General features: G+C 65.8%; 26 protein-coding genes. 7 read left to right on the top strand and 19 right to left on the bottom strand.

The genetic code is table 11. The features are described 5' to 3' along the window. Nucleotides 1–19 precede the first annotated feature (19 nt). The 11 genes from ACFWPK_RS28415 to ACFWPK_RS28365 all read right to left on the bottom strand — a co-directional run bounded on the left by ACFWPK_RS28415 (nt 20) and on the right by ACFWPK_RS28365 (nt 10,902). A complete protein-coding gene (locus ACFWPK_RS28415; protein WP_378920885.1) occupies nt 20–1,600 on the bottom strand; it encodes an alkaline phosphatase D family protein in 1,581 nt (526 codons plus the stop codon). 36 nt (nt 1,601–1,636) lie between these two features. Beyond that, complete coding sequence (locus ACFWPK_RS28410) at nt 1,637–1,969, bottom strand: hypothetical protein (RefSeq protein WP_378920883.1); 333 nt, start codon at nt 1,967–1,969, stop codon at nt 1,637–1,639. Nucleotides 1,970–2,035: 66 nt separating this feature from the next. Beyond that, nucleotides 2,036–3,502: a PepSY-associated TM helix domain-containing protein gene (locus tag ACFWPK_RS28405; protein WP_378920881.1), complete on the bottom strand. Its 1,467-nt coding sequence runs from the start codon at nt 3,500–3,502 to the stop codon at nt 2,036–2,038. Nucleotides 3,503–3,636: 134 nt separating this feature from the next. Further along, the gene (locus tag ACFWPK_RS28400; protein ID WP_378920879.1) at nt 3,637–4,197 is read right to left on the bottom strand and encodes a hypothetical protein; all 561 of its coding nucleotides are present in this window, start codon (nt 4,195–4,197) and stop codon (nt 3,637–3,639) included. Nucleotides 4,198–4,260: 63 nt separating this feature from the next. Further along, nucleotides 4,261–5,919: an acyl-CoA synthetase gene (locus tag ACFWPK_RS28395; protein ID WP_378920877.1), complete on the bottom strand. Its 1,659-nt coding sequence runs from the start codon at nt 5,917–5,919 to the stop codon at nt 4,261–4,263. Between the two features lie 126 nt (nt 5,920–6,045). Next, on the bottom strand, nt 6,046–7,668 hold the full coding sequence (locus tag ACFWPK_RS28390) for an acyl-CoA synthetase (RefSeq protein ID WP_378920906.1): 1,623 nt from the start codon (nt 7,666–7,668) through the stop codon (nt 6,046–6,048). 118 nt (nt 7,669–7,786) lie between these two features. Continuing rightward, nucleotides 7,787–8,281: a helix-turn-helix domain-containing protein gene (locus ACFWPK_RS28385; RefSeq protein WP_378920875.1), complete on the bottom strand. Its 495-nt coding sequence runs from the start codon at nt 8,279–8,281 to the stop codon at nt 7,787–7,789. Between the two features lie 99 nt (nt 8,282–8,380). Continuing rightward, a complete protein-coding gene (locus ACFWPK_RS28380; RefSeq protein ID WP_378920873.1) occupies nt 8,381–9,013 on the bottom strand; it encodes a hypothetical protein in 633 nt (210 codons plus the stop codon). Between the two features lie 130 nt (nt 9,014–9,143). Next, nucleotides 9,144–9,521: a hypothetical protein gene (locus tag ACFWPK_RS28375; protein WP_378920871.1), complete on the bottom strand. Its 378-nt coding sequence runs from the start codon at nt 9,519–9,521 to the stop codon at nt 9,144–9,146. Further along, nucleotides 9,518–9,820: a type II toxin-antitoxin system prevent-host-death family antitoxin gene (locus tag ACFWPK_RS28370; RefSeq protein WP_266292300.1), complete on the bottom strand. Its 303-nt coding sequence runs from the start codon at nt 9,818–9,820 to the stop codon at nt 9,518–9,520. Before ACFWPK_RS28370 ends, ACFWPK_RS28375 begins: the two co-directional genes overlap by 4 nt. 98 nt (nt 9,821–9,918) lie before the next feature. Next, complete coding sequence (locus ACFWPK_RS28365) at nt 9,919–10,902, bottom strand: diiron oxygenase (RefSeq protein ID WP_378920869.1); 984 nt, start codon at nt 10,900–10,902, stop codon at nt 9,919–9,921. A 223-nt stretch (nt 10,903–11,125) separates the two neighbouring features. Between ACFWPK_RS28365 and ACFWPK_RS28360 the strand changes: the two genes are divergently transcribed. Then, entirely contained in the window at nt 11,126–12,088 is a 963-nt protein-coding gene (locus ACFWPK_RS28360; RefSeq protein ID WP_378920867.1) for a DUF5996 family protein, read from the top strand. A gap of 32 nt (nt 12,089–12,120) precedes the next feature. On the opposite strand, the gene ACFWPK_RS28355 is transcribed toward ACFWPK_RS28360, so the two are convergent. The 4 genes from ACFWPK_RS28355 to ACFWPK_RS28340 form a co-directional block, all read right to left on the bottom strand. Then, nucleotides 12,121–13,143 carry a TIGR03617 family F420-dependent LLM class oxidoreductase gene (locus tag ACFWPK_RS28355; RefSeq protein WP_378920866.1) on the bottom strand — a complete coding sequence of 341 codons (1,023 nt, stop codon included), beginning with the start codon at nt 13,141–13,143 and terminating at the stop codon, nt 12,121–12,123. A gap of 107 nt (nt 13,144–13,250) precedes the next feature. Beyond that, the gene (locus tag ACFWPK_RS28350; RefSeq protein WP_378920865.1) at nt 13,251–14,027 is read right to left on the bottom strand and encodes a DUF1206 domain-containing protein; all 777 of its coding nucleotides are present in this window, start codon (nt 14,025–14,027) and stop codon (nt 13,251–13,253) included. Between the two features lie 313 nt (nt 14,028–14,340). After that, entirely contained in the window at nt 14,341–15,555 is a 1,215-nt protein-coding gene (locus tag ACFWPK_RS28345) for an acyl-CoA dehydrogenase family protein (protein ID WP_378920864.1), read from the bottom strand. 31 nt (nt 15,556–15,586) lie between these two features. Further along, nucleotides 15,587–16,984 carry an acyl-CoA dehydrogenase family protein gene (locus tag ACFWPK_RS28340; protein ID WP_378920863.1) on the bottom strand — a complete coding sequence of 466 codons (1,398 nt, stop codon included), beginning with the start codon at nt 16,982–16,984 and terminating at the stop codon, nt 15,587–15,589. 126 nt (nt 16,985–17,110) lie between these two features. Between ACFWPK_RS28340 and ACFWPK_RS28335 the strand changes: the two genes are divergently transcribed. Further along, nucleotides 17,111–18,523: a glycosyltransferase family 39 protein gene (locus ACFWPK_RS28335; RefSeq protein ID WP_378920862.1), complete on the top strand. Its 1,413-nt coding sequence runs from the start codon at nt 17,111–17,113 to the stop codon at nt 18,521–18,523. A 34-nt stretch (nt 18,524–18,557) separates the two neighbouring features. Here the strand turns inward: ACFWPK_RS28335 and ACFWPK_RS28330 are convergent, their stop codons facing one another. Then, nucleotides 18,558–19,319: an alpha/beta fold hydrolase gene (locus ACFWPK_RS28330; protein ID WP_378920861.1), complete on the bottom strand. Its 762-nt coding sequence runs from the start codon at nt 19,317–19,319 to the stop codon at nt 18,558–18,560. A gap of 60 nt (nt 19,320–19,379) precedes the next feature. Between ACFWPK_RS28330 and ACFWPK_RS28325 the strand changes: the two genes are divergently transcribed. Continuing rightward, nucleotides 19,380–19,748 carry a MerR family transcriptional regulator gene (locus tag ACFWPK_RS28325; protein ID WP_378920859.1) on the top strand — a complete coding sequence of 123 codons (369 nt, stop codon included), beginning with the start codon at nt 19,380–19,382 and terminating at the stop codon, nt 19,746–19,748. Here ACFWPK_RS28325 and ftsX read toward each other — a convergent pair. Together ftsX and ftsE are read right to left on the bottom strand one after the other, a co-directional pair. Further along, nucleotides 19,733–20,635, bottom strand: coding sequence for a permease-like cell division protein FtsX (gene ftsX / locus ACFWPK_RS28320; protein ID WP_378920857.1), 903 nt, complete (start codon nt 20,633–20,635; stop codon nt 19,733–19,735). The genes ACFWPK_RS28325 and ftsX overlap by 16 nt on opposite strands. Next, a complete protein-coding gene (gene ftsE / locus ACFWPK_RS28315) occupies nt 20,635–21,324 on the bottom strand; it encodes a cell division ATP-binding protein FtsE (RefSeq protein WP_378920855.1) in 690 nt (229 codons plus the stop codon). Before ftsE ends, ftsX begins: the two co-directional genes overlap by 1 nt. 227 nt (nt 21,325–21,551) lie before the next feature. Between ftsE and ACFWPK_RS28310 the strand changes: the two genes are divergently transcribed. Further along, nucleotides 21,552–21,881, top strand: coding sequence for a hypothetical protein (locus ACFWPK_RS28310; protein WP_378920853.1), 330 nt, complete (start codon nt 21,552–21,554; stop codon nt 21,879–21,881). 219 nt (nt 21,882–22,100) lie between these two features. Here the strand turns inward: ACFWPK_RS28310 and ACFWPK_RS28305 are convergent, their stop codons facing one another. Beyond that, nucleotides 22,101–22,331 carry a hypothetical protein gene (locus ACFWPK_RS28305; protein ID WP_378920851.1) on the bottom strand — a complete coding sequence of 77 codons (231 nt, stop codon included), beginning with the start codon at nt 22,329–22,331 and terminating at the stop codon, nt 22,101–22,103. 347 nt (nt 22,332–22,678) lie between these two features. Here ACFWPK_RS28305 and ACFWPK_RS28300 point away from each other — a divergent pair, with 347 nt between their 5' ends. Genes ACFWPK_RS28300 through ACFWPK_RS28290 form a run of 3 tightly spaced genes read left to right on the top strand, consistent with a single transcriptional unit; the run spans nt 22,679 to nt 24,343 of the window. Further along, complete coding sequence (locus tag ACFWPK_RS28300; protein WP_378920849.1) at nt 22,679–23,014, top strand: hypothetical protein; 336 nt, start codon at nt 22,679–22,681, stop codon at nt 23,012–23,014. Beyond that, nucleotides 22,995–23,513, top strand: coding sequence for a DUF6879 family protein (locus tag ACFWPK_RS28295; protein WP_378920905.1), 519 nt, complete (start codon nt 22,995–22,997; stop codon nt 23,511–23,513). The genes ACFWPK_RS28300 and ACFWPK_RS28295 overlap by 20 nt, the downstream gene beginning before the upstream one ends. Continuing rightward, a complete protein-coding gene (locus tag ACFWPK_RS28290; protein WP_378920847.1) occupies nt 23,510–24,343 on the top strand; it encodes a helix-turn-helix domain-containing protein in 834 nt (277 codons plus the stop codon). The genes ACFWPK_RS28295 and ACFWPK_RS28290 overlap by 4 nt, the downstream gene beginning before the upstream one ends. The last annotated feature ends 101 nt before the right edge of the window (nt 24,344–24,444 follow it).

Raw genomic sequence — 24,444 nt, 5'->3', positions numbered from 1 at the left:
GCACCCCGGATCCATGACCTCACGCTTCGACGGCGCCGGGGATTCCTTCCTCGACAACGAAACTCGCGCGCGTGCTGATCGGGGCGCCCGGTCGCCTGACGTACGGGACGACGCGGAAGTCGTTGCGCCACTGCCGATGGTCGAGGTCGACGCGGACATAGCCGCGCTGGCGGTTGTAGAACTTCATGTCCGGGTTGGCGGCCAGCAGGGCGCGGCCCGCGTCGGTGAGGTCGGCGCCGTCGCTGCCGGTGCTGATCGAGGTTCCGGTGAACTCGGTTGCTACGACGGGGGATTCGGAATCGGCATAGTCGCGGCGTAGGTCGGCGACATAGTTCTCGTGGCGGTCGCCGGTGATCACGACCAGGTTCTCGACAGCCTGGTCGGCGGCCGCGGCCAGCACCGTATTGCGGTCGGCGACATAGCCGTCCCACGCATCCGTGCCGAGCAACAGGTCGGGGCCGGGGTCGTAGTCGGACTGGGCCATGGCGACCTGGTTGCCGAGTACCTGCCAGCGGGCGGTCGAGGTGGCGAAGCCGTCGACGAGCCAGTCACGTTGGGCCGCACCGAGAATGGTGCGGTCGGTGGCGAACCGGTCGGCGCATCCGATCACCGCGGAGCCGTCGCCGCAGGCCTGTGGGGTGCGGTACTGCCTGGTGTCGATCATGGTGAACTCGGCCAGATCGCCGAACCGGTAGCGCCGGTGCAGGTGCATCGACGGGCCTGCGGGCAGCTGGGCCAGTCGCATCGGCTGATGCTCGTACATGGCCTGGAAGGCGGCGGCTTTGCGGCGCCGGAACAGCGGCGGGAGGCGGTACACGTCGAGTCCGAGGCCGGGACTGTCACCGGCCCAGTTGTTGTCGAGTTCGTGGTCGTCGAGGGTGACCAGCCAGGGGAACGCCGCGTGCGCGGCTTGCAGCGGCGCTTCACCCTTGGCCTGGGCGTAGCGCAATCGGTAGCCGGCCAGATCCACCGCCTCGCCGGCGAGTTGCGGCGGCATCCGCGCACCGCGGCGGGCGAGGACCCAGGAGGATTCGTAGATGTAGTCGCCGAGATGGACGACCAGGTCGAGGTCTTCGGCGCTGAGATGCTCATAGGCGGTGTAGTAGCCCGAACTCCACGACTGGCACGACGCGAAGGCGAACCGGAGCCGCTCGGTCGGGCTGTTCGGTGGCGGCGCCGTGCGGGTGCGGCCGATCGGTGAGATCGCCGAGCCGGCCCGGAATCGGTAGTAGTACCAGCGATCCGGTGCCAGCCCGGCAACCTCGGGATGCACGCTGTGGCCCAGTGCGCGGGTGGCCACCGCCGACCCCCTGGCCACCACTTTCGTGAACCGTTCGTCCTCGGCGACCTCGTAATCGACGGTCACCGCGTCGAGGGTCATCCCGCCGTACCCGTCGGGTGCGAGCGGATCGGGGGCCAGGCGCGTCCACAACACCACCCCGTCCGAGGTCGGTTCGCCGGACGCGACCCCGAGGGAGAACGGTTCGCCGAGCCACCGGGGCGCGGCGAACCTCGCACTGCTCACCGCCGACACCCCCACCAGCGCGGCGATGGAACCTGCCACGCCGGTACGCAGGAGTTGTCGACGGGACAGCGCCATCATCGGATCCTAGGGCCCAGTCCGCGCGATGCGGTGTCAGAGCCGGAAGATCCGCGAACCCACAGCCCAGCCCGCGCTGGACCAGTTCGGACCGAAGCACGCCACTGTGCCCGCCTGGCCGACGGGCAGATCCTGGCGGATCGTGAACGGCCCGACGGCGAAGGGCGCGATGTTGTATCCGATGCAGTCGACCTCGAGCCGGTAGGTGCCCTCGCCGCCATAACATCCACCGTTGAACGCCCACTGGCCGTTCATCGACCCCTGGCAACCGGGATCAGCAGCGGCTGTACCCGCGGCGACACCGGTCAAGGCGATCGCGACGACCGGAGCGGCCAGGCACATCGCAACTGCGCGAGCTGAGGTTCTCATGGGGGAAGCTCCGATCATCGAGGTTCATGGGTTACATGGGATGTTTCCTCGATAGTTAGCCATGCGTTACACCTTCTCCGCACGCGCGGCGAGTCCCAATGCGATATCGATCAGCAGGAAGACGAGCAAGCTCACCCCGATCAGCGGGATGAACCAGGCGAGAGCGACCGCCGCGCCGACCAGCGGAACGGTGATCCACGGCGACGTGCGGCGCAGCACCCCACGCCGTGGCGGGACGGGCAGCGCGGCCCTACGGGTGGGGCGACGCTGCCACCACATGCGGTAACCGAGCACGATCACGGTGACGAGGCCACCCATGATCGCGAGCAGCAGCAGCTGGTTGACCAGGCCGAACAGCAGACCCATGTGGAAAGCGATGCCCCAGTTGGTGAGCTTGGCCATCAGCGGCCAGTCGGCGAACGCCAGTCGATCGGTGACCGTGCCGGTCGACCCGTCGACGGCGAGCGAATCGATGGTGTACGTGCCGGGCAGGCGCCGTTCCTTCACGCCGAACGCCTTCGCGGGCGTTGCCGGGATGGAGATTTCGGCGCCCTGGGTGATGCCGTTGGCACGGGCCACGTCGTAGACCCGATCGAGTTGCGCGATCTGAGCCGCGGGGTCTACCGGTGCCGGTGCGACGTGGCCTGCGCTGTGGTGGTCGCTCGGCGCCGGTGCGGCACCCGCGGACCCGGCACCCGGCAGGGCGACGCTCACCGAGGGTGTGGTCCAGCTGAGTTCCTCGCGCAGCTTCGTGACGTTCTCGCCCGCATAGGTCGACCAGGTCATGCCGGTGGCCGAGAGCAGCAGCACCACGGGCAGGATCCAGACGCCGATCGCGCCGTGCCAGTTCATCTTTCGACGCCTGGTCTGGGACAGATCCGGCTTGAGCAACCACTGCGCGGACCTGCGGTCGCGCCGTTTACGCACCCGATGCACCCACAGCACCAGCCCGAACAACGCGATCACCCACAGCCACGACGCGGCCAGTTCGCTGTAGAGCCTGCCGGGTTCGCCCAGGTGCAGGCTGCGATGGAACTCGCTGAGCCAGGTCCGCAGCGGCAGCGCGCCACCGCTTCCGTAGACCACGGACTCGCCGACCGACTGGGCGGTGTGCGGGTCGACGAACACCGACAGCCGCTCGGAATCACCGAGCGTCGGATCGTTGAACAGGACGCGAGTGGTATCGCCCTCGTTCGGTGCCGGGGCGACCGCGACCAGCGTCAGATCGGGACGGGCCGCGACAGCCGCCCCGACCTGGGTCGACAGGGCTTGCTCGGGGCCGGTGGTTTCGACGCGGAGCAGATCGCGCGAGACGAACCCTTCGATCGTCGGCGCGATCGCGTAGAGCGCGCCGGTGAGCGCGGCGATCAGGATGAACGGTGCGATGAAGATTCCCGCATAGAAATGCAGGCGCAGGGCCAGCGGGTAGAGATGGAAGCCGCGGCGCGAGCCGGAACGTGGACGTTCACCGGAGACCGGTGGTTGTGCCGAGGGGGAGTTCTCCTCGGCCGGACGAGTGTCCGTGATGCTCATGCTGATTCATTTCTGGAGTACTTGGACCCGGTGGGCACAGCCGATCGCACATCGAGTCACCGACAAGTCGGCGGACACTCGATGCGCACGGGGCAGCGCACGGCGAAGAATCCGTGCACCGGGTGAGGGAGAGTTCAGAAAGGAATCGCGAGCGGGGGAGCGCGGGTGCGCAGCGACGGCGTGGCGAAGATTCGCAGGATGACGCGGTCGCGGTAGGTCAGGCGCAGGGGCGCCGGGTCGGGGATGCGGGGAGTTCGGTAGCGCAGCGGCAGAATGCGCGCCAAGACGGCGCTGCCGATCCGGTACGCGGCTTCGGCGCCGACGATCACCGCGGCCGCGAGCAGCGCCGCGACCGTGTGGGCGGTGAGCATGCCGAGTCCGAGCGAATCGTCCGCCGAGTGCGAGTGCCCGGACCAGCTCATCGTGGTGTGGCCGATCAGCTGACCGCCCAGCAACACCGCCGCCAGTCCGAGCGCACCGCTGCGCAGCGGACCCACCCCGGCGACGAGTGCGCCGACAATCGCCGAGGCCGCCGCCAGCAACACGATCGCCGTGCTGCCCGGCAGCGCCCCACCGGCGGCCATACCGTGCGCCGCCAACGACAGCGCGCCCGACATCGAGCCCGCGCAGGCACCACGCAGCCGCGCGCCGACAGCACGCGACGGCGCGGACGCCTGCTCGAACCCGATGATCACGCGCTGATAATAGTCGACGGCAATCGCCCGCCCGACACGATCGGGCGGACTATGGTTGCCTGCTCAGTCCGCCTCGACCGCCATCTCGACCAGTGGCTTGCGCAGCAGCTTGCCCGTCGCGTTGCGGGGCAGTTCGTCGACGAAGATCACCTCGCGCGGCACCTTGTAGCGGGCCAGGTTCTCGCGGACGAAGTCCTTGATCTCCTTGGCGTCACGCTTGGACTCCGGGCCGGGCACCACGATCGCGCGCAGCCGCTTGCCGTAGTCGTGGTCATCGACACCGACCACCGCCGCCTCGAACACGTCGGCGCGACCCGCGATGAGGTTCTCCACCTCCAACGGGAAGACGTTCTCGCCGCCGGAGACGATCATGTCGTCGTCGCGGCCGTCGATGAAGAGCAGCCCGTCGGCATCGAAATGGCCGACGTCGCCGCTGGACATCATCCCGTCGACCATCTCCTTGGTCCGGCCGTCGGTGTAGCCGGTGAACGCGAAGCCGTTGTCGACGAAGATCGTTCCGGTGACGTTCGGCGCGGTGATGGGCTTGCGGTTCTCGTCGAGCAACACGATCCGGATGCCGACCGGTGCCTTGCCCGCGGTGGTCGGCGCCTTGCGCAGATCCTCGGGAGTGGCCACGGTCATCACCGCGCATTCGGTGGACCCGTAGAGGTTGTAGAGCGAATCACCGAAGTAGTCGAGGGTTCGGGTCACCACGTCGGGCGCGATCGCCGAGCCCGCGGCGAAGATGACCTTCATCGTCGACGGGTCGTACTTCGCCAGGATCTGCTCGTCCAGATCGAGGATGCGCTGCAACATGGTGGGCACCACGACCAGCGAATCCGCCTTGTACTTCACCACATTGGCGAGAGTCTGCTCCGGATCGAACCGGCGCTGCTGGAAGATGACCCGGTTCCCGAGGGCGAGCCCGAGGGTGAACTGCGACAGGCCGGTGCCGTGGAAGATCGGCGCCGCCATGATCATGGTGCCGTTGTTGGGCAGCGGCACCCGATCCACGAACTGCGCCGAGGCGAACGGGCTCACCTTGTCGCGCGGTGCGCCCTTGGGGGTGCCGGTGGTGCCGCTGGTCAGGATCACCATGCCGCCGGGCTTGCTCGGCGCGTCGACCGCGGCGTCCGAACGGCCCGCCGACAGCGACGCCACGGTCGGGATCGACGGGTCGGCGCCGTGCGCTTCATCGACCCAGGTGAGTACGCGCGGGATCTCGGTGGGGATGGCGCTCATCAGGTCGACGAACTCGCTGTCGTGCAGCACCGCCTTGACCTTCTCGCGGGCGGCGACATCGGCGAACTGCGGCTTGGCGAACCCGGTGTTCATCAGCACCGCGCGCACGCCGAGCTTGCCCGCCGCGAGCAGGCTCAACACCATGCCGCGATGGTCGCGGGCCAGCACGGCGACCACGTCGCCCTCGCTGATCCCGCTGGCGCGCAGGCCGCGGGCGAACGCGTTGGCCTGTGCGTCGAGTTCGCCGAAGGTGATCTCACCCAGCTCGTCGACGATCGCGCCCGCCTGCGGCCTGCTCTGCGCGGCGTGCATGACGACGCCGGCGAACGGGCCGAACTTCGAGACATTGCGGAACGAACGGGCGGCGTGGTCGAGGCGCAGCGGATTGAACAGCTTGCGATCCACCATGACCTTGACGCCGAGCGCGAAATCACCGGCACGTCGGGCGGTGGTACCTAGCGCGGGCAGAGACAGAGACATCGAACAGCCTTCCGGCAGACCGAGCCCGCGCAGAACCGCAGGCCGGACCGCGTCTTCGAGATCCAGTGCTGTTGCTAACACTAGCAAGCGATCCGGCCGTGCTGTCTACTCCGTAGTAACCCGGGTCTATCCCTGTGAGACCTCATAGTCGATGAGGGTGCGGCGCACGATCTTGCCGGTGGCGTTGCGGGGCAGTTCATCGAGGAAGACCACCTCGCGCGGCACCTTGAACCTGGCCAGATTCGCCTTGACGTGCGCCTGGATCTCGGCGGCCTCGATCGTCTGGCCCTCTTCGAGAACGACGAAGGCGCGCAGGCGCTTTCCGAATTCCGGGTCGTCGACGCCGATCACCGCCACGTCGAAGATCTCGGGCCGCTCGACCAGCAGGTTCTCGACTTCCTGCGGGTACACGTTCTCGCCACCGGAGACGATCATGTCGTCGTCGCGGCCGTCGACCATGAGCAGCCCGGTCTCGGTGAAATGGCCCATGTCGCCGCTGGACATGAACCCGTCGATGATCTGCTTGTGCCTGCCGTCGGTGTAGCCCTCGAACGGCGCGCCACTGCGCACGAAGATCCGGCCGCGCGCGCCCGGCGTCTGGACCGGCTGGTCCTGCTCGTCGTAGAGGCGGACCTCGCAGGTGATCGGCGACCGGCCGACCGTTCCCGGCGCCTCCGCCAGCTCTGCCGGGTTCGCGATGGTCGCGATGGCGACCTCGGTCGACCCGTAGAGGTTGTAGAGCACCGGCCCGAAGGCCTCGGTGGCGCGGATGCACAGTTCCGGGGTGAGCGCGGAACCGGCGAAGAGGATGACCTTCAGCGACGACAGGTTGTATTTCGCGCGGACCTCCGGCGGCAGCTCGGTCATCCGGTGCAGCATCGTCGGCACGCAGACGAGCATCTCGACCTTGTGCTCGGCGATCGCGGCGAGGGTGGCCTCGGCGTCGAATCGGCGGCGCATCACGATCTTGTTCGACAGGATCGTGTTGACCAGCCAGGTGCCCAGACCCGTGCTGTGGAAAATCGGCGACACGATCATCGCCGTGCCCCGCCTCGGGAAGGGCACGCGGTCGACGAACTGCGCGGTGGCCATCGGCGTGACCTTGGTGCGCGGTGCGCCCTTCGGCAGGCCGGTGGTGCCGCTGGTGAGGATGATGAAGCCGCCCGGCTTGCTCGGCGCGGGCAGATCCTCGGTGGCATTGTTCGCGATCAGATCGTCGAATGTCGTCGCACCAGCCGCAAGCGCGGTGCCTTCGTCGACCCACGTGAGGTAGCGCGGCAGGTCGGCGGGCAGTGCGTCGAGCAGGCCGAGGAACTCGCTGTCGTGCAGCACCGCGCGCACGTTCTCGCGTTCGCACACCTCCGCGAACTGTGGCTTGGCGAAGCCGGTGTTCATCAGCGCGATCCGCGCACCCAGCTTGCCCGCCGCGATCATCGACATGATCAGGCCGCGGTGATCGCGGGCCAGCACCGCGATGACCGTGCCCTCGACGATGCCCGCTTCACGCAGGCCGCGGGCGATGGCGGTGGACTGCTGATCGAGTTCGCGATAGGTCAGCTCACCGCGCTCGTCCACGAGGGCCACCTGATCGGGGGCGACACGGGCCGAATGGCGCACGAGGGTGGCCTGCGGGCCGTAGATCTTCGATTCCTTCATCGTCCGCAGGGTCTCGAGCGGCTTCTTGGGATCGGAGACCCCGCGTGCGCGCAGTACGCCGATCGCCTTCACGCTTTCGCGCAGATGTGACATGTTCACTCGACTACCTCCGCTGCTTTGATCACTCGACGCTCACCGTATCAGTCGATGTGCGTTGCGTCACAGTAGTCTATACGGACAATTAGGACATCTTATGAAGACGCCGCCCAGGTCAGCGCTGCGCGGCGGCCAGTGCAGCGAGTAGCGGGACGAGCCTGCCCTCCGGTACCTCGAAGCGGCCGAGACCCGCGGTCTGCAACCAGCCGACCGCGGCGAGCTGGCGCAGATGCTGGTAGATCTCGGCCGAGGTGCCGAGTTCTTCGATCGCGGCGAGATCGGCGGCGGTCCTTCGGCCGTAGACGATCTCCTGCAACAGTCGCAGTCGCACCGGGTTTGCCAGTGCGGCAAGACAATTGGCGGCCTCGATAGTCCAGACATCGCCGACGATGGCATCGGTGGCGTATTGAGCCTGCCAATCGAATCGCTCGCCGGTCGGCAATTGCAGCGCGCCCGCCAGCAGCACGCCGCCGGTGCGCTGCCCGGCATCGGCGAACTCCTGCCGTAGCCGTGCCACCGCCCACGGCAGCTGTGCGTCCTCGGGTTGCGCGCTCTCCAGGGCGGCAACACGGCGTTCCAGTTCTTCGAGTCGGTCGACCAGATCCTCCACGCCGGTCAACCTACGCCACACCGAAGCTGTTGCGCTGCATCATCGAAACGACAACGCACCCCGGGGCCGCGTGGACCCGGGGTGCGCGGTGGACGAAAGTTAGCGCGTGACAGCCCCGAACGAGGGCTGCTGGATCGTGCCGAGCTGGTAGGCGAACCCGTCCGGGTGCGCCTCGCTGACCGGCACGGACCAGCGGTGCCACATGTTGCCGAAGACCGCGGCCACGATGAGCCCGCCGCCGGTGTTCAGCGATGCGGTGCGAATGGTGGTGTCCACCGGCACGTCCTGGTGTTCGGCCAGGACCGCGGTACCGCTCTGCCCGCTGGACAGGTTCAGCCACATGACCTCGAGCTTGGCGCCGGCCTGATTGGGCGAGATGGTGCCCGGCCCGCCGAAGAAGCCGAAGCGGAAGCCGTCGATATCGAGGGCGATGCCCGAGCCGTACACCCCGGGGCCGCCGCCGTTCTGGCCGATGTCGGAGGTCGCGGGAATCTGGTACGGCTGCGCGGGCAGTGCGACGTCGACGGTGCCGGTGGCGGTGAGCTTGTCCAGGGCGGCGAGTGCGCCCGGATTGTCCTTCACCGACGTGCGCAGCTGTGCGACGGCCGAGGCCACATCGACAGTCTGCGGTGCCGGATCCGCGACCGCGGGGCCCGCGAAGACCATGGCGGCGGCGGCCGAGGTGACGGCTACCGCGGTGGTGAAGCGACGCATGAAACTCAGATGATGCATAACCAGCTCTCCTAGAGTGTTCCTGGTACTGCTTTCCCTGGTAAATCGTCCGCTGTGCACCGTACCGACAGCGGATGTGGGGTTGCTCACTACCCCGGGAAAAGCCGAGTTCAGGACCTCGAGGGGTCGGCTATGGCATGTTCGCGATCTCTACCTTGTATCCCCGATACATCTCGGGTTTGGCGGTGAGGACCGGCATGTCCAGATTCTGCGCGGTGAACACCACGGGCGCGATCAACGGCCAGTCGAGGTGGTCGTCGGCGATCGGCACCGTGGTGCCGATACGGATCGCGGTGGGCGCGTCGAGTTCGGCCCAGCGCACGGCGACGCGATTGTCGAGCAGGCGCCCGAGTTCGTCGATGTTGTCCACAGCGCGCATCGCGGCCATCAGACTCACGGTGGGCACCACCAGGATTCGGCGCTGCTGGGTGAACTGGCGCATGATCACCTGCCCGAACAGTGGCGATAGTGCCAGCGAGGTGAGCGCGGTGTGATCGGCGACGCTCACTGGCGACTGTCCAGCGCGCCCATCAGCTTGCTCAGTTTGGCTTCGGCCTCGGCGATGTCCTCCGCGGAATGCTGGGTGATCCTGGCGTCGAGCTTGCCCAGGATCTGTTCGCGCAGATCATCGTTGAAGTACGCGGGGGGCAACGCCCCGTGCCGCAACACCTCAGCAGGTACCACCGCGACCAATTCTTTCCCCTCCCGCGTCACGATCACCGGCCGTCCGCTCGCGGACACCCCGTCGAAAACACTACCGAGCTGACCACGTAATTCGGTCAGCGGCACACTGTCGTAATCGGCCATAGTCAACTGTACATCGCTGTGTACAGTCTTGCTCCCGATGAGACAAGACGGCCCGCCGCGACGATTGGCCGGCGGGACGTCGACGTTCACCCGATCACTCAGGCGACTTTGCGGGCCGGTTCGCTGCGATAGCGGGTCACCGGGCCGTCGATACCGAGCAGGCGCCAGGTGAGCTTGGCGACCGGGTTCATCAGGCCGCTGTTGGTGGCCAGCGCACGCACGTCTCCGAAGATATTGCGCATGGTGGTCTGCGATTCCTCGCTGCTCCAGTACGCCTCACGCATGACCTCCGCCGGAATGCCGAACTTCTCGACGAATTCCTTCGGCGGCGTCATGATCATGTCGAGCATCACCCGCATGGCGATCGGGAAGGCCACGGAGAGAACCGATTTCGTGATCGGATTCATGCCGGGCACGTTCCGCCGCAGGTATTCGTGCGCGAAGGAGATGTGCCGGGCTTCCTCGGCCACATGGATCTGCATGACCCGCTGCACCATCGGATGCAGGTCGACGCCGGCGCGCAGCAGTGACTTCTGCAGGTGGTCGATCGGCTCCTCGCCGCCGAGGATCATCGTGAAGAACAGCTCGGGGAAGTACTTCACCGCGGGCCAGATGGCCATCGTCAGCTTGCGATCGATGGTGCCCATGCCGACCACATCGCGATAGCCGATGCGGTTGATCATCTCCTGGAACATCATCGTGTGGTTGCACTCTTCGGCAGCCTCGTGGGTGATGTAGCGGAATTCCGGGTCGCCGTTGGGGACCGACACCAGGTACTGCATCAGCCCGCGGATGAGCAGCTGCTCGAAATCCAGGCCCACCTTGGCGATACCGGCCTGGCGCCACATGCCGATGGCGATCTGCTTCTCGATCGGCTGGGCTTTGTACCAGGGGTGACGGCCGAGCGGGTCCTCATCGGGCATGATCCAGCGCGGGTCGTCGCTGTGCACGGCGAATTCCGGTGAGTCCCAGTCGATGTCGACGTAGGGGTCGAAGTGCCGGTTGACCGAACCTTCGGACAGGTTGCGCAGGATCTCGTGGTACTCGGGATCGGTGGCGGTGTTCTTGATTGTCGACAGCATCGGTGGTGTCTCCTTTGGTGTGGCGCAAGCTCCAGGTTATATGAGACTCGGAGTCCCACACAACCCCGCGGTGGTCGGAAACGCCGTTGCGGTGCGATCTACCAGCACCGACGTAGGATGAAACGTCCGAGGACACGCCGAACGGTTGACCAGTCAGCCAGCGCACCTGGCTGTGAACGGGCGGGACCCATGTCGGTCGCGCACCGAGAGAGCGAGGAATCCGATGGCTCGTTCAACTCCCGCCAAGGCCGTCTGGCCGACCCTGCGCGTCGATTCCTGGTCCGATACCCGCGACACCCTGCACATGTGGTCGCAGATCATCGGCAAGCTGAAATTGGCGGGGACGCCGCTGGTCAACCACTGGTGGAATGTCACGTTCGCGGTCAGCGCGCGCGGGATGGCGACCGGTGCGATTCCCGTCGACGGCCGCCTGCTCGACATCGAATTCGACTTCGTCGACCACGAACTCGTCCTGCGCAGCAGCGACGGCCGCCATGCCACCATCGCTCTGCGCCCGCGCACGGTCGCCGACTTCTACGCCGAGCTCGGCCACGTACTCGGCCGGCTCGACATCGTGGTCGACATCGAGGCGTCACCGAACGAGGTCGATCCGGCCATCCCGTTCGCCGAGGACACCACCCACCACTCCTATGACGCGGATGCCGTCCACCTGTTCTGGCAACAGCTCGTCCAGATCGAGCGGGTCTTCCAGCTCTGGCGTGCCGGTTTCGCCGGGAAATCCAGTCCGGTGCAGTTCTTCTGGGGTTCCTTCGACCTGGCTTGCACGCGCTTCTCCGGCCGCCCCGCGCCCCTGCACCCCGGCGGCGCCCCGAACTGCGCCGACTGGGTGATGGAAGAGGCCTACTCCCGCGAATGCGCCAGCGCCGGCTTCTGGCCCGGCGGTACCGAAGGCACCTTCTACGCCTATTCCTATCCCGCACCCGACGGCTACTCCGGCCGCCCCGCAGGCCCCGACGGCGCCCAGTGGGACACCACCCTCGGCGAATTCGTCCTCCCCTACGAATCGGTCCGAAATTCCCCCGACCCCGACGCCACCCTCCTGCACTTCCTCGACACCACCTACGCCTCCGCCGCCGAGCTGGCGCAGTGGGATCGACCCCTCCTCGAAGTCGACCCCCGTCGACTCAACCGCCAACTCCACGCCGACGATACGACAGCGCTCTGACACCGTCGGCCGACTCGACGGTTAGCGCGAAATCACAACTCCCGCAACAGTTCTGTCAGCAGCGTGGGGTCCACCCGATAGGGCGTGTTGAAGCCGAGCCGCTCCACGATTCCGTCGTAACGCTCGTGCAGCTGCTCCGCCGCGCGGGCGGGATCGGTGGCCGTGATCGCGACGGCGTCGAGGAAATCGTCGTCGATGAGGTCGGCCATCCGATCCCATTCCCCGTTCTTGGACATACCTTTGAGCCGGGGTCCGAGTTCGGCCCGATCGTGCAGCTCGAGAATCGGCCAGTAGGCCGGTGTCGATCCGTAGAAAGCCAGCTGCTTTCGGATGGCCTGCCTGGCCGCGGTGAGTTCGCTCGCGGATCTGCCCGTCGCGACCATCGCCGAATGGTGGATCACGATGTCGCCTACGGGTTTCCGCGCGCGCACCGCACCCTGTGCCAGAGCGGGCACGGTCACCTCGCGCAGAAATCTCGGAGTGCAGAACGGGTGCGACATGAATCCGTCGGCGACCTCCCCCGCGACCGCGGTCATCCCCGGGCCGACACCCGCGAGATAGATCGGCGGCGGGCCGAACCCGGCCACCTCGGCGGCGTCGGGGCGGAACAGCGGCGGCATCAGGGTGTGCTGATAGAACTCGCCCTGATAATCGAGCCGCCCGCCGTCCTCCCAGCTCGCCCAGATGGCGCGCACCGCCAGCACCAGATCACGCATCCGGTCGGCCGGTCGGCTCCACGGCATCGAGTAGCGCCGGGTGATGTGCGCGCGGATCTGGCTACCGAGGCCGAGCACGAACCGTCCGCGCGAGTACGCCTGGAGATCCCACGCGATGGTGGCCAGCAACAGCGGATTGCGGGCGAACGCCACCGCGATCGAGGTACCCAGCTCGACCCGTTCCGTGTGCTCGGCGGCAAGCAGTAGCGGCAGGAACGGGTCGTGGGCCCCTTCGAACGTCCAGATACCCGCGTACCCGGCGGCCTCCGCGGCGGCGGCATCCTTGCCCATCGTGGCGAGCCCGCCGGTCAGCGTTGTGTCGATCTTCAAAACGCGCATCCCATCACCGTCGTGTGCCGGAACAATCCGACCATCAACGTATCGCCGCGCAGGCGCCGATCCGGGCTGATCCGGCAAACGCCGATGACACCGACGCGGTCTGCGGATCAGACCGGGACACCGCCGTAGGTCCTGCGGTGCTTGGCCTCGAGGAAGGACAACCCACCGAATGCGATGAGGCCGAGCGCGATCAGCATGAGTAGCCAAGGGCCGAAGGGGTTTCCCGCGAAATCGTGCAGTACCGCGTCGACACCCTTGGCGGCCGCCGCGTCATAGTTCACCGCCGCCACCACGGCGGCGAAGCCGATGCCGATCACGATCGCGCCCCGAGCGAGATAGCCGACCCGGCCCAGCCAGATCGCGGCCTGCCGCATACCGTGCGTCATCCAGCCCATCCGAAGGTCCTCGGCGAAGTCGAGGCGCAGACCGCGCACTGTCTGCCAGACGCCGAAGGCCAGGATGGCGACACCGATCAGCAGCACGACCACCTGCCCGCCGTCCCAGCTCAGGATTCGGCCGGTCAGATCGCGGGCGACCGCATCACTCGGCGTCGGCGTGCGGCCGTGCATCACGAACCGCAGGGTGGCCCAAAAGGCCAGGGCGTAGACGATTCCGGAGATCACGGCGTAGGCGCGGTGTCCGCCCGAATAGGTCCGCCGGGCACCGGCCACCTGCACCACGCGCCACACGACCAGCGCGGCGAAGCCGAACACGAGGATCCACAGCAGCAGATAGCCCAGCGGCTTCGCGGCGATCGCGGCCAGTGCCCCGCCGCCGTCCGGCTCGTGCTCGGCCGTTCCGATCGCCAGCAGGAAGGCGAGAATGCCGATCACGATGTAGGCGATGCCACGCGCCACGAAACCGAAACGGGCGGCTGCCTCCACTCCGCCGGAACCGGTGGACCTGCGCGGCGCCCGTTCATAGGACCGGCGGCCCCAGCCCCGGTTTCGGACCGACCGCCACCCGCGCCGGCCGGACCGGACCCGATCACGTCGTCGATATCTGTTCGCGCTGCGAAATACGCCCATGGTGTTCCCTATCTCTTCCTCTGCGGGAATGCCCGCACCGTGAAGTTCAAACACCATGAAGGAAATTTCGATACGCGAGATCTGCTGCCGGGCAAGCGAATGCGTCGAAACAAGAAAATCCGGTGCGAGTCAGCAGTCGACTCGCACCGGATTTCTGTTGTCTACCAGGTCACTTCAGCTCGGAGCTGGTCTTTCCGAGCACGCGGCGAGCCACGATCAGCTGCTGGATCTGCTGGGTGCCTTCGAAGATGTCGAGGATCTTCGAATCGCGGGCCCACTTCTCGAGGAGGGTGCGCTGGGAGTAGCCGATGGTGCCCGCGAGCTCCACTGCCTTGAGGGTGACGTCGGTGCCGGTGCGGCCTGCCTTGGCCTTGGCCATCGAGGCCTGTAGCGAGTTCGGCTTCTTGTTGTCGGCCATCCAGGCGGCGCGCAGGGAGAGCAGGTAGGCCGATTCGTAGTCGGCTTCCATGCGCAGGAATTCAGCGGCCGCGGCGGACTGGTTCATCGCGGGGGTGTCGTAGGAGATCTCGACACCCGCCTCGGTGAGGATGGTGCGCAGTTCCTCGAGCGCGGCGCGGGTGACGCCGACGGCCATCGCCGCCACGAGGGGGCGGGTGTTGTCGAAGGTCTGCATGACCCCGGCAAAGCCCTTCTCCACGTTGACTTCCGGCGAGCCGAGGATGTTGTCGGCGGGGATACGGCAGTCCTGCAGCAGCAGCACCGCGGTATCGGAAGCCTTGATGCCGAGCTTGTGCTCGAGCCGTGCCACCGACAGGCCCGGAGCGTCACGCGGGACGACGAAGGACTTGATCGCGGCGCGACCGAGGCTCTTGTCGACCGAGGCCCACACCACGATGTGGGTGGCGCGCTCACCGCAGGTGACGAAGATCTTCTCGCCGTTGAGCACCCACTCGTCGCCGTCGAGGGTGGCAGTGGTGGTGACGGCGGCGGAGTCGGATCCGAAGGACGGCTCGGTGATCGCCATCGCGGCCCACACCTTGCCGAAACGCGCCAGCTGCTCGTCGGTCGCGACGGCGGCGATCGCGGCATTGCCCAGTCCCTGGTAGGGGATGGTGAGCATCAGGCCGACATCGCCCCACGAGGTCTCGAGGGAGTTGAGCAGCGCGGACATGTTGCCGCCGTTGGCATTCGCGGTGAGGTCCGAGCCGGCCTCGTCGTTACGGCCGCCCGCGGCGCCACCGATCTTCTGGGTGCCGGAGTCGGCGAGCCCTTCGATCATGGCGGCCATCGTGTCGAGCTCGACCGGGTACTCGTGCTCGGCGAGGTCGTACTTGCGGGAAATGGGACGGAAGATCTGCGAGGCGACCTGGTGGGCCTGGTTGGCGCTCGCCTTCAGCTTCTTGGGGAGTTCGAGATTGATCATGAGGGGGCTCCTTCGAAGGTGAGAAACGGGCCTAGACCAGCACGATGCCTTCGGCGACACCGACGGAACGAAGGTCGCGGTACCACCGCTCGACCGGGTGTTCCTTGGTGAAGCCGTGGCCGCCGAGCAGCTGCACGCCGTCCAGACCGATCTGCATGCCCTTGTCGGTGGCCAGCTTGCGCGCCAGCGCCGCCTCACGGGCGAACGACAGACCCTGTTCGGCGCGGGAGGCGCCCCGCAGAGTCACCAGACGCAGTCCGTCGAGCTCGATCGCCATGTTGGCGACCATGAAGGCCACCGCCTGACGATGCGAGATGGGCTCGCCGAACGCTTCGCGCTCGTTCACGTACGGGATCACGTAGTCGAGCACGGCCTGGCCGGTGCCGATGGCCAGCGAAGCCCAGCCGAGCCGGGCGAGCTGCACGGCGTCGCCGTACTCGGCGGCGCGGGTCTTGGCGTCACCATCGCCGAGGATGGCGTCGGCGCCGACGGCCACGTTGTCCAGAATCAGCCGGCCGAGGCCCGCGGCGCGCAGACCCATGCTCGGATCGGCTTCCACGGACAGCCCGGCGGTGTCGGACTCGACGATGAACAGCGCGGGGCGCCCGTCGAGCTCGGCGGCCACGATGAACAGCTCGGCATCGGCGGCGGCCGGGACCAGGCTCTTCACACCGGTGAGCTTGAAGCCGCTGGGGGAGCGAACGGCCTTGGTCTGCAGCGCGAACGGGTCGAACAGGGCGCGCGGCTCGTTGATCACCACGGACGCCTGCGGCACCGCATCGCCGGTGAAGGCGGGCAGGTAGGTCTGCTGCTGAGCGTCGGTGCCCCACTGCGAGAGTGCGACGGTGACACCGCTGGGTGCCAGAATCGGCAGCGCCAGGCCCATGTCGCCGTGCGCGAGAGCCTCGGCGACCAGGGAGTTGGTGACGGCGCCGCGCTCGGAAGCCGCGCCTTCGAGCTCCTCGGGCACATTGATCAGGGTGATGCCGAGTTCGGCGGCGCGCTCGAGCAGATCACGCGGGGCCTTGGCGGCGTTGTCGGCGTCGTAGGCCGCGGGGCGCAGGATCTCGCCCGCGAAATCACGCACGGTCTCGACGATCATCTGCTGTTCGTCGGACGGGGTGAGATCGAAGTAGTCCTTGGTCTTGGACTCGTTGTCGACCAGACGCTTGGGCTCACCGCCGCCCGCGACCTTGGCGAACGTACGAGTGGCCGCGCCCAGGGTGCGGAACCCGGTCTTGGTGCCCTCGTAGGTGACTCGCTCGATCGGCTTGCGCAGGTTGTACTTGCCCGCGAGCTCCGACCCGGTAATGGTCGTCAAAGCGCGCATCGCGGCGCCCATCCAGTCCCGTTTGGGCTGGCTGAGGCCGACCGCGGACGTGTCGTTCGGACGTCGCTTCGTCGCGCTGTCTCGAGTGCTCATCATCACCTGATTTCCTCGGCTGTCGGGGTGCCTTCGACCCCACCATCTTACTCTTCGGTAAGTCTATCTTACTCCAGAGTAAGATGTGCGCTGACCCATTGTGGGATCGGCGACTTCTGTCACGCTGGTCGAGTGCCCGTCATAGCGTCGGTTTTCGCGCTCGTTCTGCTGGCGACCTCGGGGCGTTACGGCTGCCACCGCGACGAGCTGTACTTTCTGGCAGCTGGTCGGCGACTGGACTGGTCTTACCCCGATCAGCCGCCGTTGTCGCCGTTTCTGGCCAGATTCATGGCTGCGGTCGATCCCGATTCGTTATGTGTCATGAGATTGCCCGCGATCGCCGCGGCCACGTTCGTCGTGGTGTGTGCGGGGTTGATGGCGGGGGAGCTGGGCGGTGGGCGTGGCGCGCGAGCGCTGGCCGCCGGTGCCGTCGCGAGTTCCGCGCTGGTCATGGGCGTGGGGCACCTACTGGGGACCACCGTGTTCGATCTGGCGGCCTGGTCGCTGATCTGTCTGCTGGTGTTGAAGCTCGGGCGGGATCCGCGATGGTGGCTGCTGATCGGGCTGGTTGTGGGAATCGGGCTGCAGAACAAGGTGTTGCTGATCGTGCCGGTTCTTGTGCTGGCAGGGGCGCTCTCGGCGGTAGGAGAGCGAAAGCTGTTCGCCACCAGGTACTTCGGGTTCGCCGTCGGGATCGCGCTGGTGCTGCAGCTGCCGTATCTGTGGTGGCAGGCGGACAACGGGTTCCCGCAGTGGGAGCTGAGCAGGGCGATCGCCGGTGGTTCGTCGGGGACCTCGGATTCACCGATCACGTTCGTGCTCTTGCAGTTCGGGCTGTTCGGGCCCTTGCTGGTGCCGCTGTGGGGGTACGGGTTGTGGCGGTTGTGGAACTCGCGATGGCGGGCGTTTCCGCTGACCTACGCTGTGCTGTTCGCGGTGTTCCTGGTGACCGGCGGAAAGGCCTACTACCTCGGCGGGATGTATCCGGTGCTGCTCGCGGCCGGCGCTGTCGGTCTGTGCCGGTGGCTGGCTGATGACCGAAAGCGATGGGCGGCAGCCACTTCGGTGATCGTGGTGAACGCGGTGATGTCGGCGCTGCTGTTCCTGCCGGTGCTGCCGATCGCGTGGCTGCGGGACTCGCCAGTCCTCGCCGTCAACTACGACGCGGGCGAGACCATCGCCTGGCCCCGCTACGTCTATCAGATCGCCGCCGCACGCCCACCGGGCGCCCCGATCCTCACCGCCAACTACGGCGAGGCGGGCGCGATCGAGCGCTACGGTCCCGAATACGCCCTGCCCACACCGCATTCCGGCCACAATGCCTACTGGTGGTGGGGACCTCCGCCGGACTCCGCGACGGAGGTCCTCACCGTCGGCATCGACCGCGAACGACTCACCGAGATCTGCTCGATCGTCGAGCCCGCGGGCACCCTCGACAACGGCCTCGGCATCGACAACGACGAGCAGGGTGAGCCGATGTTCGTCTGCCGCAACCCGATCCGGCCTTGGTCTCAACTGTGGCCGCAGTTGCGCACGCTCGGATGACCTGGCTCGTTCCCGCATCCGCCGCAGCAGGGATCTAGAGCTCGTTGCGGTCGAGGAAGTCGGTCAGCAGCTTGTGCCACTCGTCGGGGCGCTCGACCATGACAACGTGGCCCGCTTCGATTTCCGCGTACTCCGCGCCGGGAATCGCGGCGGCCAGTGCCCGCGAGTTGGCCGGGTCGACGAGGAGGTCGGCGGTGGTGGCCACGACGAGCGTGGGCACCGCGATGGCGGCGAGGTCGGCTGTCGTGTCGACCGACTCGACGAGCGCCGCCTGTCGGCGGGTGCCGCCGGGAATCGACGCGGCGGTCTGCGCGACGATGTCATCGATGGTGGCCACGGGCAGATCGTTGACGAAGCCGGTGGAGAAGCCGGTGAGCACCACGAGTCGGGCGAAGGACTCGTACTCGCCCCGATCGAGGAGGTCCTGCCAGGACCGCGCGATCAGCCGGGCGCGATTGTCGGGCGTGGCCAGGCCTGCGGTGAGCAGGAGTCCGGTGACGCGTTCGGGGTGGCGGACGGCAGCGCGCACGGCCACCGCGGTGCCGAGTGAGAAGGCGACGATGGTGAAGGTCTCGACACCCGCGTCGACGGCGGCCGCCACCAGGGCATCGGCGAGGCCGTCGAGGTCCAGCGGGGTGTCGTCGCCCGGGTAGTCCGAGGCGACCACGGTGTGCGCCTCGGCGAGCGCGGGAATCACAGTGCCGAAATTGCTCTCGATCCCGCCGCCCGCGCCGTGCGCGAGGACGATTCCGGGGCCGGAGCCATAGACGGTGGTGTGGAGGGGAATCGTGGTCATGGGGGCGACGTTAGGGATACACATGGGTGTGAAGGTCAAGGCGAAGGTGCCGGTGGTCACATGCTGATCGGCGAATTGGCGCAACGCACCGGGGTCGCCACCCGGCTGTTGCGCTACTACGAGGAGCAGGGTCTGCTGCATCCGTACCGCGAGGGCAATGGCTATCGCAGCTATCCCGCGTCGGCGGTGGCCACGGTCGCCCGGATCAGGGAACTGCTCGCCGCGGGACTGAACACCGATGACATCGCCCTGCTCATGCCGTGCGCCGAGGACCCGGGACCGGTCCAGGCCTGCGAGATGTCGGTGCGAGTCATGGCCGAGAGAACCGCTGAGCTGGAACGACGCATCGCCGACCTCGACAGCCAGCGGTCCCGGCTCGCGGCGCAACTCGGCGCGAGCCTCGCACACGACCCCTATTCGCGCACGTAGTAGCGCAGCGTGAGGTAGGCGGTGACGGCGGCGAAGACGATGCCGACGGGGGCGATCGTCAGGGCCACCACCGCGATGTCGTCGCCGGTGATGCGCGGGAAGACATTGCTGTCGAACAGCGGGCCGAGCGCCCGGTCGATCACCAGCGGCCGGGCGATGACCAGTCCGAGGACCGCGAGTACCGAACCGACGAAGGCCGCGGCGACGGCTTCGAGCAGGAACGGTAGCTGGGTGTACCAGCGGGTCGCGCCGACCAACCGCATGATGCCGACCTCCGTGCGCCGCGTGAACGCGGCGATCTGCACCATGTTCAGCACCAGCAGCATCGCGGCCAGCGCCATCACCAGGGCCAAACCGAACGCGGCATTGCGTAGGCCGTCGAACAGGCTGGTCAACCGGTCGACGAACTCCTTGTCATTGGCCACGATCCGCACACCGGGCCGCGTCGCGAAGCTGTCGTAGATGTGCTGATACTGATCGGCATCGGTCATCTTCACCCGCAACGAGGCAGGCAGCGGCGAGTCGGCGATGTACTGCACCATCTCCGGCTGATCCGCGAACAGCTTCTTCGCCTCCTCCAGCGCGTCGGCGCGGTTGAGGAACTGCACGCTCTCCACGCCCGAGGTCTGCTTGAGGTCGGCGAGCAGCGACTTGCACGGGTCGGCGGCGCAGTCGGGATCGGTGTCGGAGACCGCGTCGTCGAGGTAGAAACGCACCTCGAGGCGGCCGATGAAGAAGTTCTCGGTCTTGTCGGCCATCCGCACCGACAGCATGCCGCCGCCGAGCATCATCAGCGACACCGCCGTGGTCAGGATCATCGCGATGGTCATCGTGAGATTGCGGCGCAGGCCGTCGACGACCTCGGTGAACAGGAAACTCAGTCGCATTATCGACCCACCCCGTAGACGCCGGTCGCTTCGTCGCGCACGAGTCTGCCGTGGTCTAGTTCGACCACCCGCCTTCGCATGGCGTCGACGATGTGGTTGTCGTGGGTGGCCATCAGCACCGTGGTCCCCACCCGATTGATCCGTTCCAGCAGGGCCATGATGTCGGCGCTGGTATCGGGGTCGAGGTTGCCGGTCGGCTCGTCGGCGAGCAGGACCAGCGGCCGGTTGACGAACGCGCGGGCGATCGCGACCCGCTGCTGCTCACCACCGGACAACTCCGAGGGCAACCGCTGCCCCTTACCGCCGAGCCCGACCATGTCGAGCACTTCGGGCACCGTCCGTTCGATGAACTGACGGCGCTTGCCGATCACCTCCAGCGCGAACGCGACGTTCTGTTCCACGGTCTTCTGCTGCAACAGCCGGAAATCCTGGAACACGCAGCCGATCCGCTGGCGCAACTTGGGCACCTTCCGCCCCGGCAACTTGTCGACCCGGAAGTCGGCGACCCGGATCTCGCCCGATGTCGGCGCCTCTTCCTTGAGCAGCAGTCGCATGAAAGTCGACTTGCCCGAACCGGACGGGCCGATGATGAAGACGAACTCGCCCTTTTCCACATCGACGGAAACGTTGTCCAGCGCCGGTCGCGTCGAGGTCGGGTACGACTTGCTCACGTTGCGCATGGTGATCACACCAACACCGCCAACGATCCCGACAAAACCCCAGTTGAGGACGAATTCTGTGCTGTTGACCAGTGCATTTGACTCCTGACCTGATCCTCTGCTCGCTCGCTGGAAATCGGCTCAAATCGTGCTCAATCTGCCTCAATTTGTGCCACCACTCGTGCCATGAATTGAGGCAAACCAGCAGCCAGCAAACCACAACCACGCACCGAATGGACGGACCCCCCGTGACCAGCATGAACACCACCAAGCACACCGGGCAAGCTGCCATCAACTACCTGACCAGCCTTCCCCGTACTGCGATCACTTGGACTGCAACCCATCAGCCGACACCCCAACAGGGGCACATGGCGGACATGCTGTGGTTGCTGCTCGTCCACCGGCACAACCCGCAGTGGGTCATGGTCGCTTTCACGCCCGACGAGTTCGGAGAGATCGACACCGCGTACCCGATCCTGCTAACCGTCAACGCGATCAACTGGGCTGAGACCGCGGAGGACGTAGACCAGGGCCTGACCGCAGAGAAGCGCCCAAGGACCGGCTACACGTTCACCATCCACCCCTAACCCCCTACTACCCCACAGCAACACAAAAAGAAGCCCCCAGCGCCTAACTGGGGGCTTCTTCCGTACCTAGCCAACTCAGTCGGCAAGGTCCCTCGATCATGGCCGGTACGACCAACAGCAGGCAACCCGGTCGAGACGGCTACTCATCAACCGGCCAAAACAGAATCCCCAGCAGGGCAGCAGTAGGCACCAGGAACGCGACCAGCAGACCTGCTGACATCAGTAATCTGCTTGTGTAGCAACAGGATTCAGAATCACAGGCTTCTTGTCCTGTAGCTCAGCAGCCGTTAACCAAGCCTCGATGTTCTCCAACGATCCCGAGCAGACGACACGGAACGGGTTTGCCAGCATCCAACCGTATGGCGGCTCATGCACACGACGAACAGTCATTGACCTCAGCGCGGCCCGCTTGTTCAGGGCATCCACCCGATCCTTTACCCGGTCGCTCACGATGCCTTCCGCTCTTGGACCTCGAACCGCTGAAGTGCTTCCAGCAGCCGACGAATGATCGCGGGCGGTGCTACCTCAATCGGGTGCAGGCGTTTCGTGTTCGGGGTTCGTTGTGGGAGCACTGCGAGCCTCCTGGTAGCTAGGTGAGTTCCGCTGACGGCAGCGACTCTGTTTCGTTCAACTGCCGTCAGCGTTGAGGACGACGGTACGAACCACACCAGCGACCAGTCCACAACTATGCTCAGAAATGCTCCACATGCCCCGTACAGCGACGAAACCGCCTTAGGTGGGGGATCATTGGGGGTGCGGAAGCATATCCGCGCATACATGCGACAGGAGTACATGCCATGGAGCTAACTTTTCTCGGGAGCGGCGGAACCACCGGCGGCGGATGCCCGAGCCTCTACGCCACCGACGAACACACCTACGTAGTCCAAGGCTGGAAGACAGACACGCAAGGAACCATCGAGATACCGCACCTGCTTCTTGGGTTCGCTGTCCCTGACACGTTCGTGGGCGCAACCATGACTGATACGGGCAGGGGAACTTTCACCCTCGTAGGCCGACCAGTCACCGACCCTGAGACGCTAGAACAGATGAACATCTATCCCGACGAAACCGTCATCGAGGTAGCCAAGCTAGAGAGGAAGTTCTACGGCCGTGATGCTGCTAGCGCAGAATGACGATTTCCTCAACCTGTTCCGCGATGCCAAGCGGGAAGCGTTTCACCTTGAAGTGTCAGATACCTATGACACACCGGACGAGTCTGAACCGTTCCGCAAATACCTCACGAGTGAACCCGATGATTACGAGTGGTTCCAACCGTGGTTGTCCCATGTTCGGGAGGTCACCGGAAATGGGCTCAGCGTCAAACGTGCGCGCGTAGTCACAACACCCCACACTGACTACACCAGGTTCGCTAAACACGTCGCACGCTTCAACGTAGAGGCAGGGGAAGACGTACGTTACGTGCCGCGCCATCTGATCAACGCGGATGAACTGACCAGGGATGATTGGTGGCTGTTCGATGATGAACGAGTTGCCTTCACCGTGTTCAAACCATCGGGGGAATGGTCAGGTGCAGCAGTCACTACCGATCCGGTCATCGTGGACTATGTTCGCCGTGTGAAAACCCTTGTGTGGTCTAAGGCAACTCCGCTCGGAGAATACGCCGACCAGTGACAAACCCCGTCAATGAGGCAAGAGAAGCCCTCGGCAAAGAATTGCGGGGGCTTCGCCTCAACGCTGGTCTCAAAGGTACCGAACTTGCCCGCCTTGCCGGTTGGCATCAAACCAAAGTGCCCAAGATCGAGTACGGCAAGACCAGGCCGACCGAAACCGATATTCGTGTGTGGTGTTCGCACACGAACAGCGAGGAACACATACCGGACCTGATAGCAACAGTTCGGAATATCGAGGCTGCATATCAGGAATGGCGACGGGTACTCGGAACAGGAACGAAACGACGTCAACAGACACAGGTAAAGCTAGAAGCTGACACTGAGTTCATGCGCTGGTTTGAACCGTTCCTCATTCCCGGTCTGCTGCAAACGGCTGAGTACGCGGAAGAGATCATGAGAAACGTGATCGAGTTCTATCAGATCGCCGATGACCTAGATGAAGGTGTGTCTAAGCGGATGGAACGGCAACAGATTCTGTACAGCCGCCATCACCGGTTTCATTTCGTCATAGCAGAACAGGCCCTACGCACCACGGTAGGGGATGACGGAGTGATGATCGGACAACTAGACCGACTGCTTGCTGTATCGAGCATGCCAAGAGTGACGTTCGGAATCGTGCCAGCATCCACGCGGTACCGAGTACCCCTCTCAAACATGATCTTTTTCGATCGAGACAAAGTGATGGTTGAGAATGTCTCCGCAGAGCTGACCATTACTCAACCGCGAGAACTAGCCCTCTACGGTAGGGCGTTCGATGCGCTGGCGAATCAGGCTGTGTACGGGGAGCAGGCAAGAGGGTTGATCACCAGGGCGCTAGAGCAGCGACGGTAAAGGGTGACCCCAACTATCGGGAACATGATTCTAGTGGCTCAGCGTGGAATCTAGACCCTACTTTTCTGGGCTGTTCAGGACATACAAAAAAAGAACCCCCA

The organism is Nocardia sp. NPDC058519 (assembly GCF_042719755.1).
GTDB lineage: Bacteria > Actinomycetota > Actinomycetes > Mycobacteriales > Mycobacteriaceae > Nocardia.
Note: the sequence above shows the minus strand (reverse complement) of the source record. Positions and strands in the feature narration are given on the sequence as shown.

Coding starts and splice junctions, on each gene's coding strand:
- ACFWPK_RS28415 (WP_378920885.1), bottom strand. CDS start 1,600: ATGGCGCTGTCCCGTCGACAACTCCTGCGTACCGGCGTGGCAGGTTCC.
- ACFWPK_RS28410 (WP_378920883.1), bottom strand. CDS start 1,969: ATGAGAACCTCAGCTCGCGCAGTTGCGATGTGCCTGGCCGCTCCGGTC.
- ACFWPK_RS28405 (WP_378920881.1), bottom strand. CDS start 3,502: ATGAGCATCACGGACACTCGTCCGGCCGAGGAGAACTCCCCCTCGGCA.
- ACFWPK_RS28395 (WP_378920877.1), bottom strand. CDS start 5,919: ATGTCTCTGTCTCTGCCCGCGCTAGGTACCACCGCCCGACGTGCCGGT.
- ACFWPK_RS28390 (WP_378920906.1), bottom strand. CDS start 7,668: ATGTCACATCTGCGCGAAAGCGTGAAGGCGATCGGCGTACTGCGCGCA.
- ACFWPK_RS28380 (WP_378920873.1), bottom strand. CDS start 9,013: ATGCATCATCTGAGTTTCATGCGTCGCTTCACCACCGCGGTAGCCGTC.
- ACFWPK_RS28370 (WP_266292300.1), bottom strand. CDS start 9,820: ATGGCCGATTACGACAGTGTGCCGCTGACCGAATTACGTGGTCAGCTC.
- ACFWPK_RS28365 (WP_378920869.1), bottom strand. CDS start 10,902: ATGCTGTCGACAATCAAGAACACCGCCACCGATCCCGAGTACCACGAG.
- ACFWPK_RS28360 (WP_378920867.1), top strand. CDS start 11,126: ATGGCTCGTTCAACTCCCGCCAAGGCCGTCTGGCCGACCCTGCGCGTC.
- ACFWPK_RS28355 (WP_378920866.1), bottom strand. CDS start 13,143: ATGCGCGTTTTGAAGATCGACACAACGCTGACCGGCGGGCTCGCCACG.
- ACFWPK_RS28345 (WP_378920864.1), bottom strand. CDS start 15,555: ATGATCAATCTCGAACTCCCCAAGAAGCTGAAGGCGAGCGCCAACCAG.
- ACFWPK_RS28330 (WP_378920861.1), bottom strand. CDS start 19,319: ATGACCACGATTCCCCTCCACACCACCGTCTATGGCTCCGGCCCCGGA.
- ACFWPK_RS28325 (WP_378920859.1), top strand. CDS start 19,380: ATGCTGATCGGCGAATTGGCGCAACGCACCGGGGTCGCCACCCGGCTG.
- ftsX (WP_378920857.1), bottom strand. CDS start 20,635: ATGCGACTGAGTTTCCTGTTCACCGAGGTCGTCGACGGCCTGCGCCGC.
- ACFWPK_RS28310 (WP_378920853.1), top strand. CDS start 21,552: ATGAACACCACCAAGCACACCGGGCAAGCTGCCATCAACTACCTGACC.
- ACFWPK_RS28300 (WP_378920849.1), top strand. CDS start 22,679: ATGGAGCTAACTTTTCTCGGGAGCGGCGGAACCACCGGCGGCGGATGC.
- ACFWPK_RS28295 (WP_378920905.1), top strand. CDS start 22,995: ATGCTGCTAGCGCAGAATGACGATTTCCTCAACCTGTTCCGCGATGCC.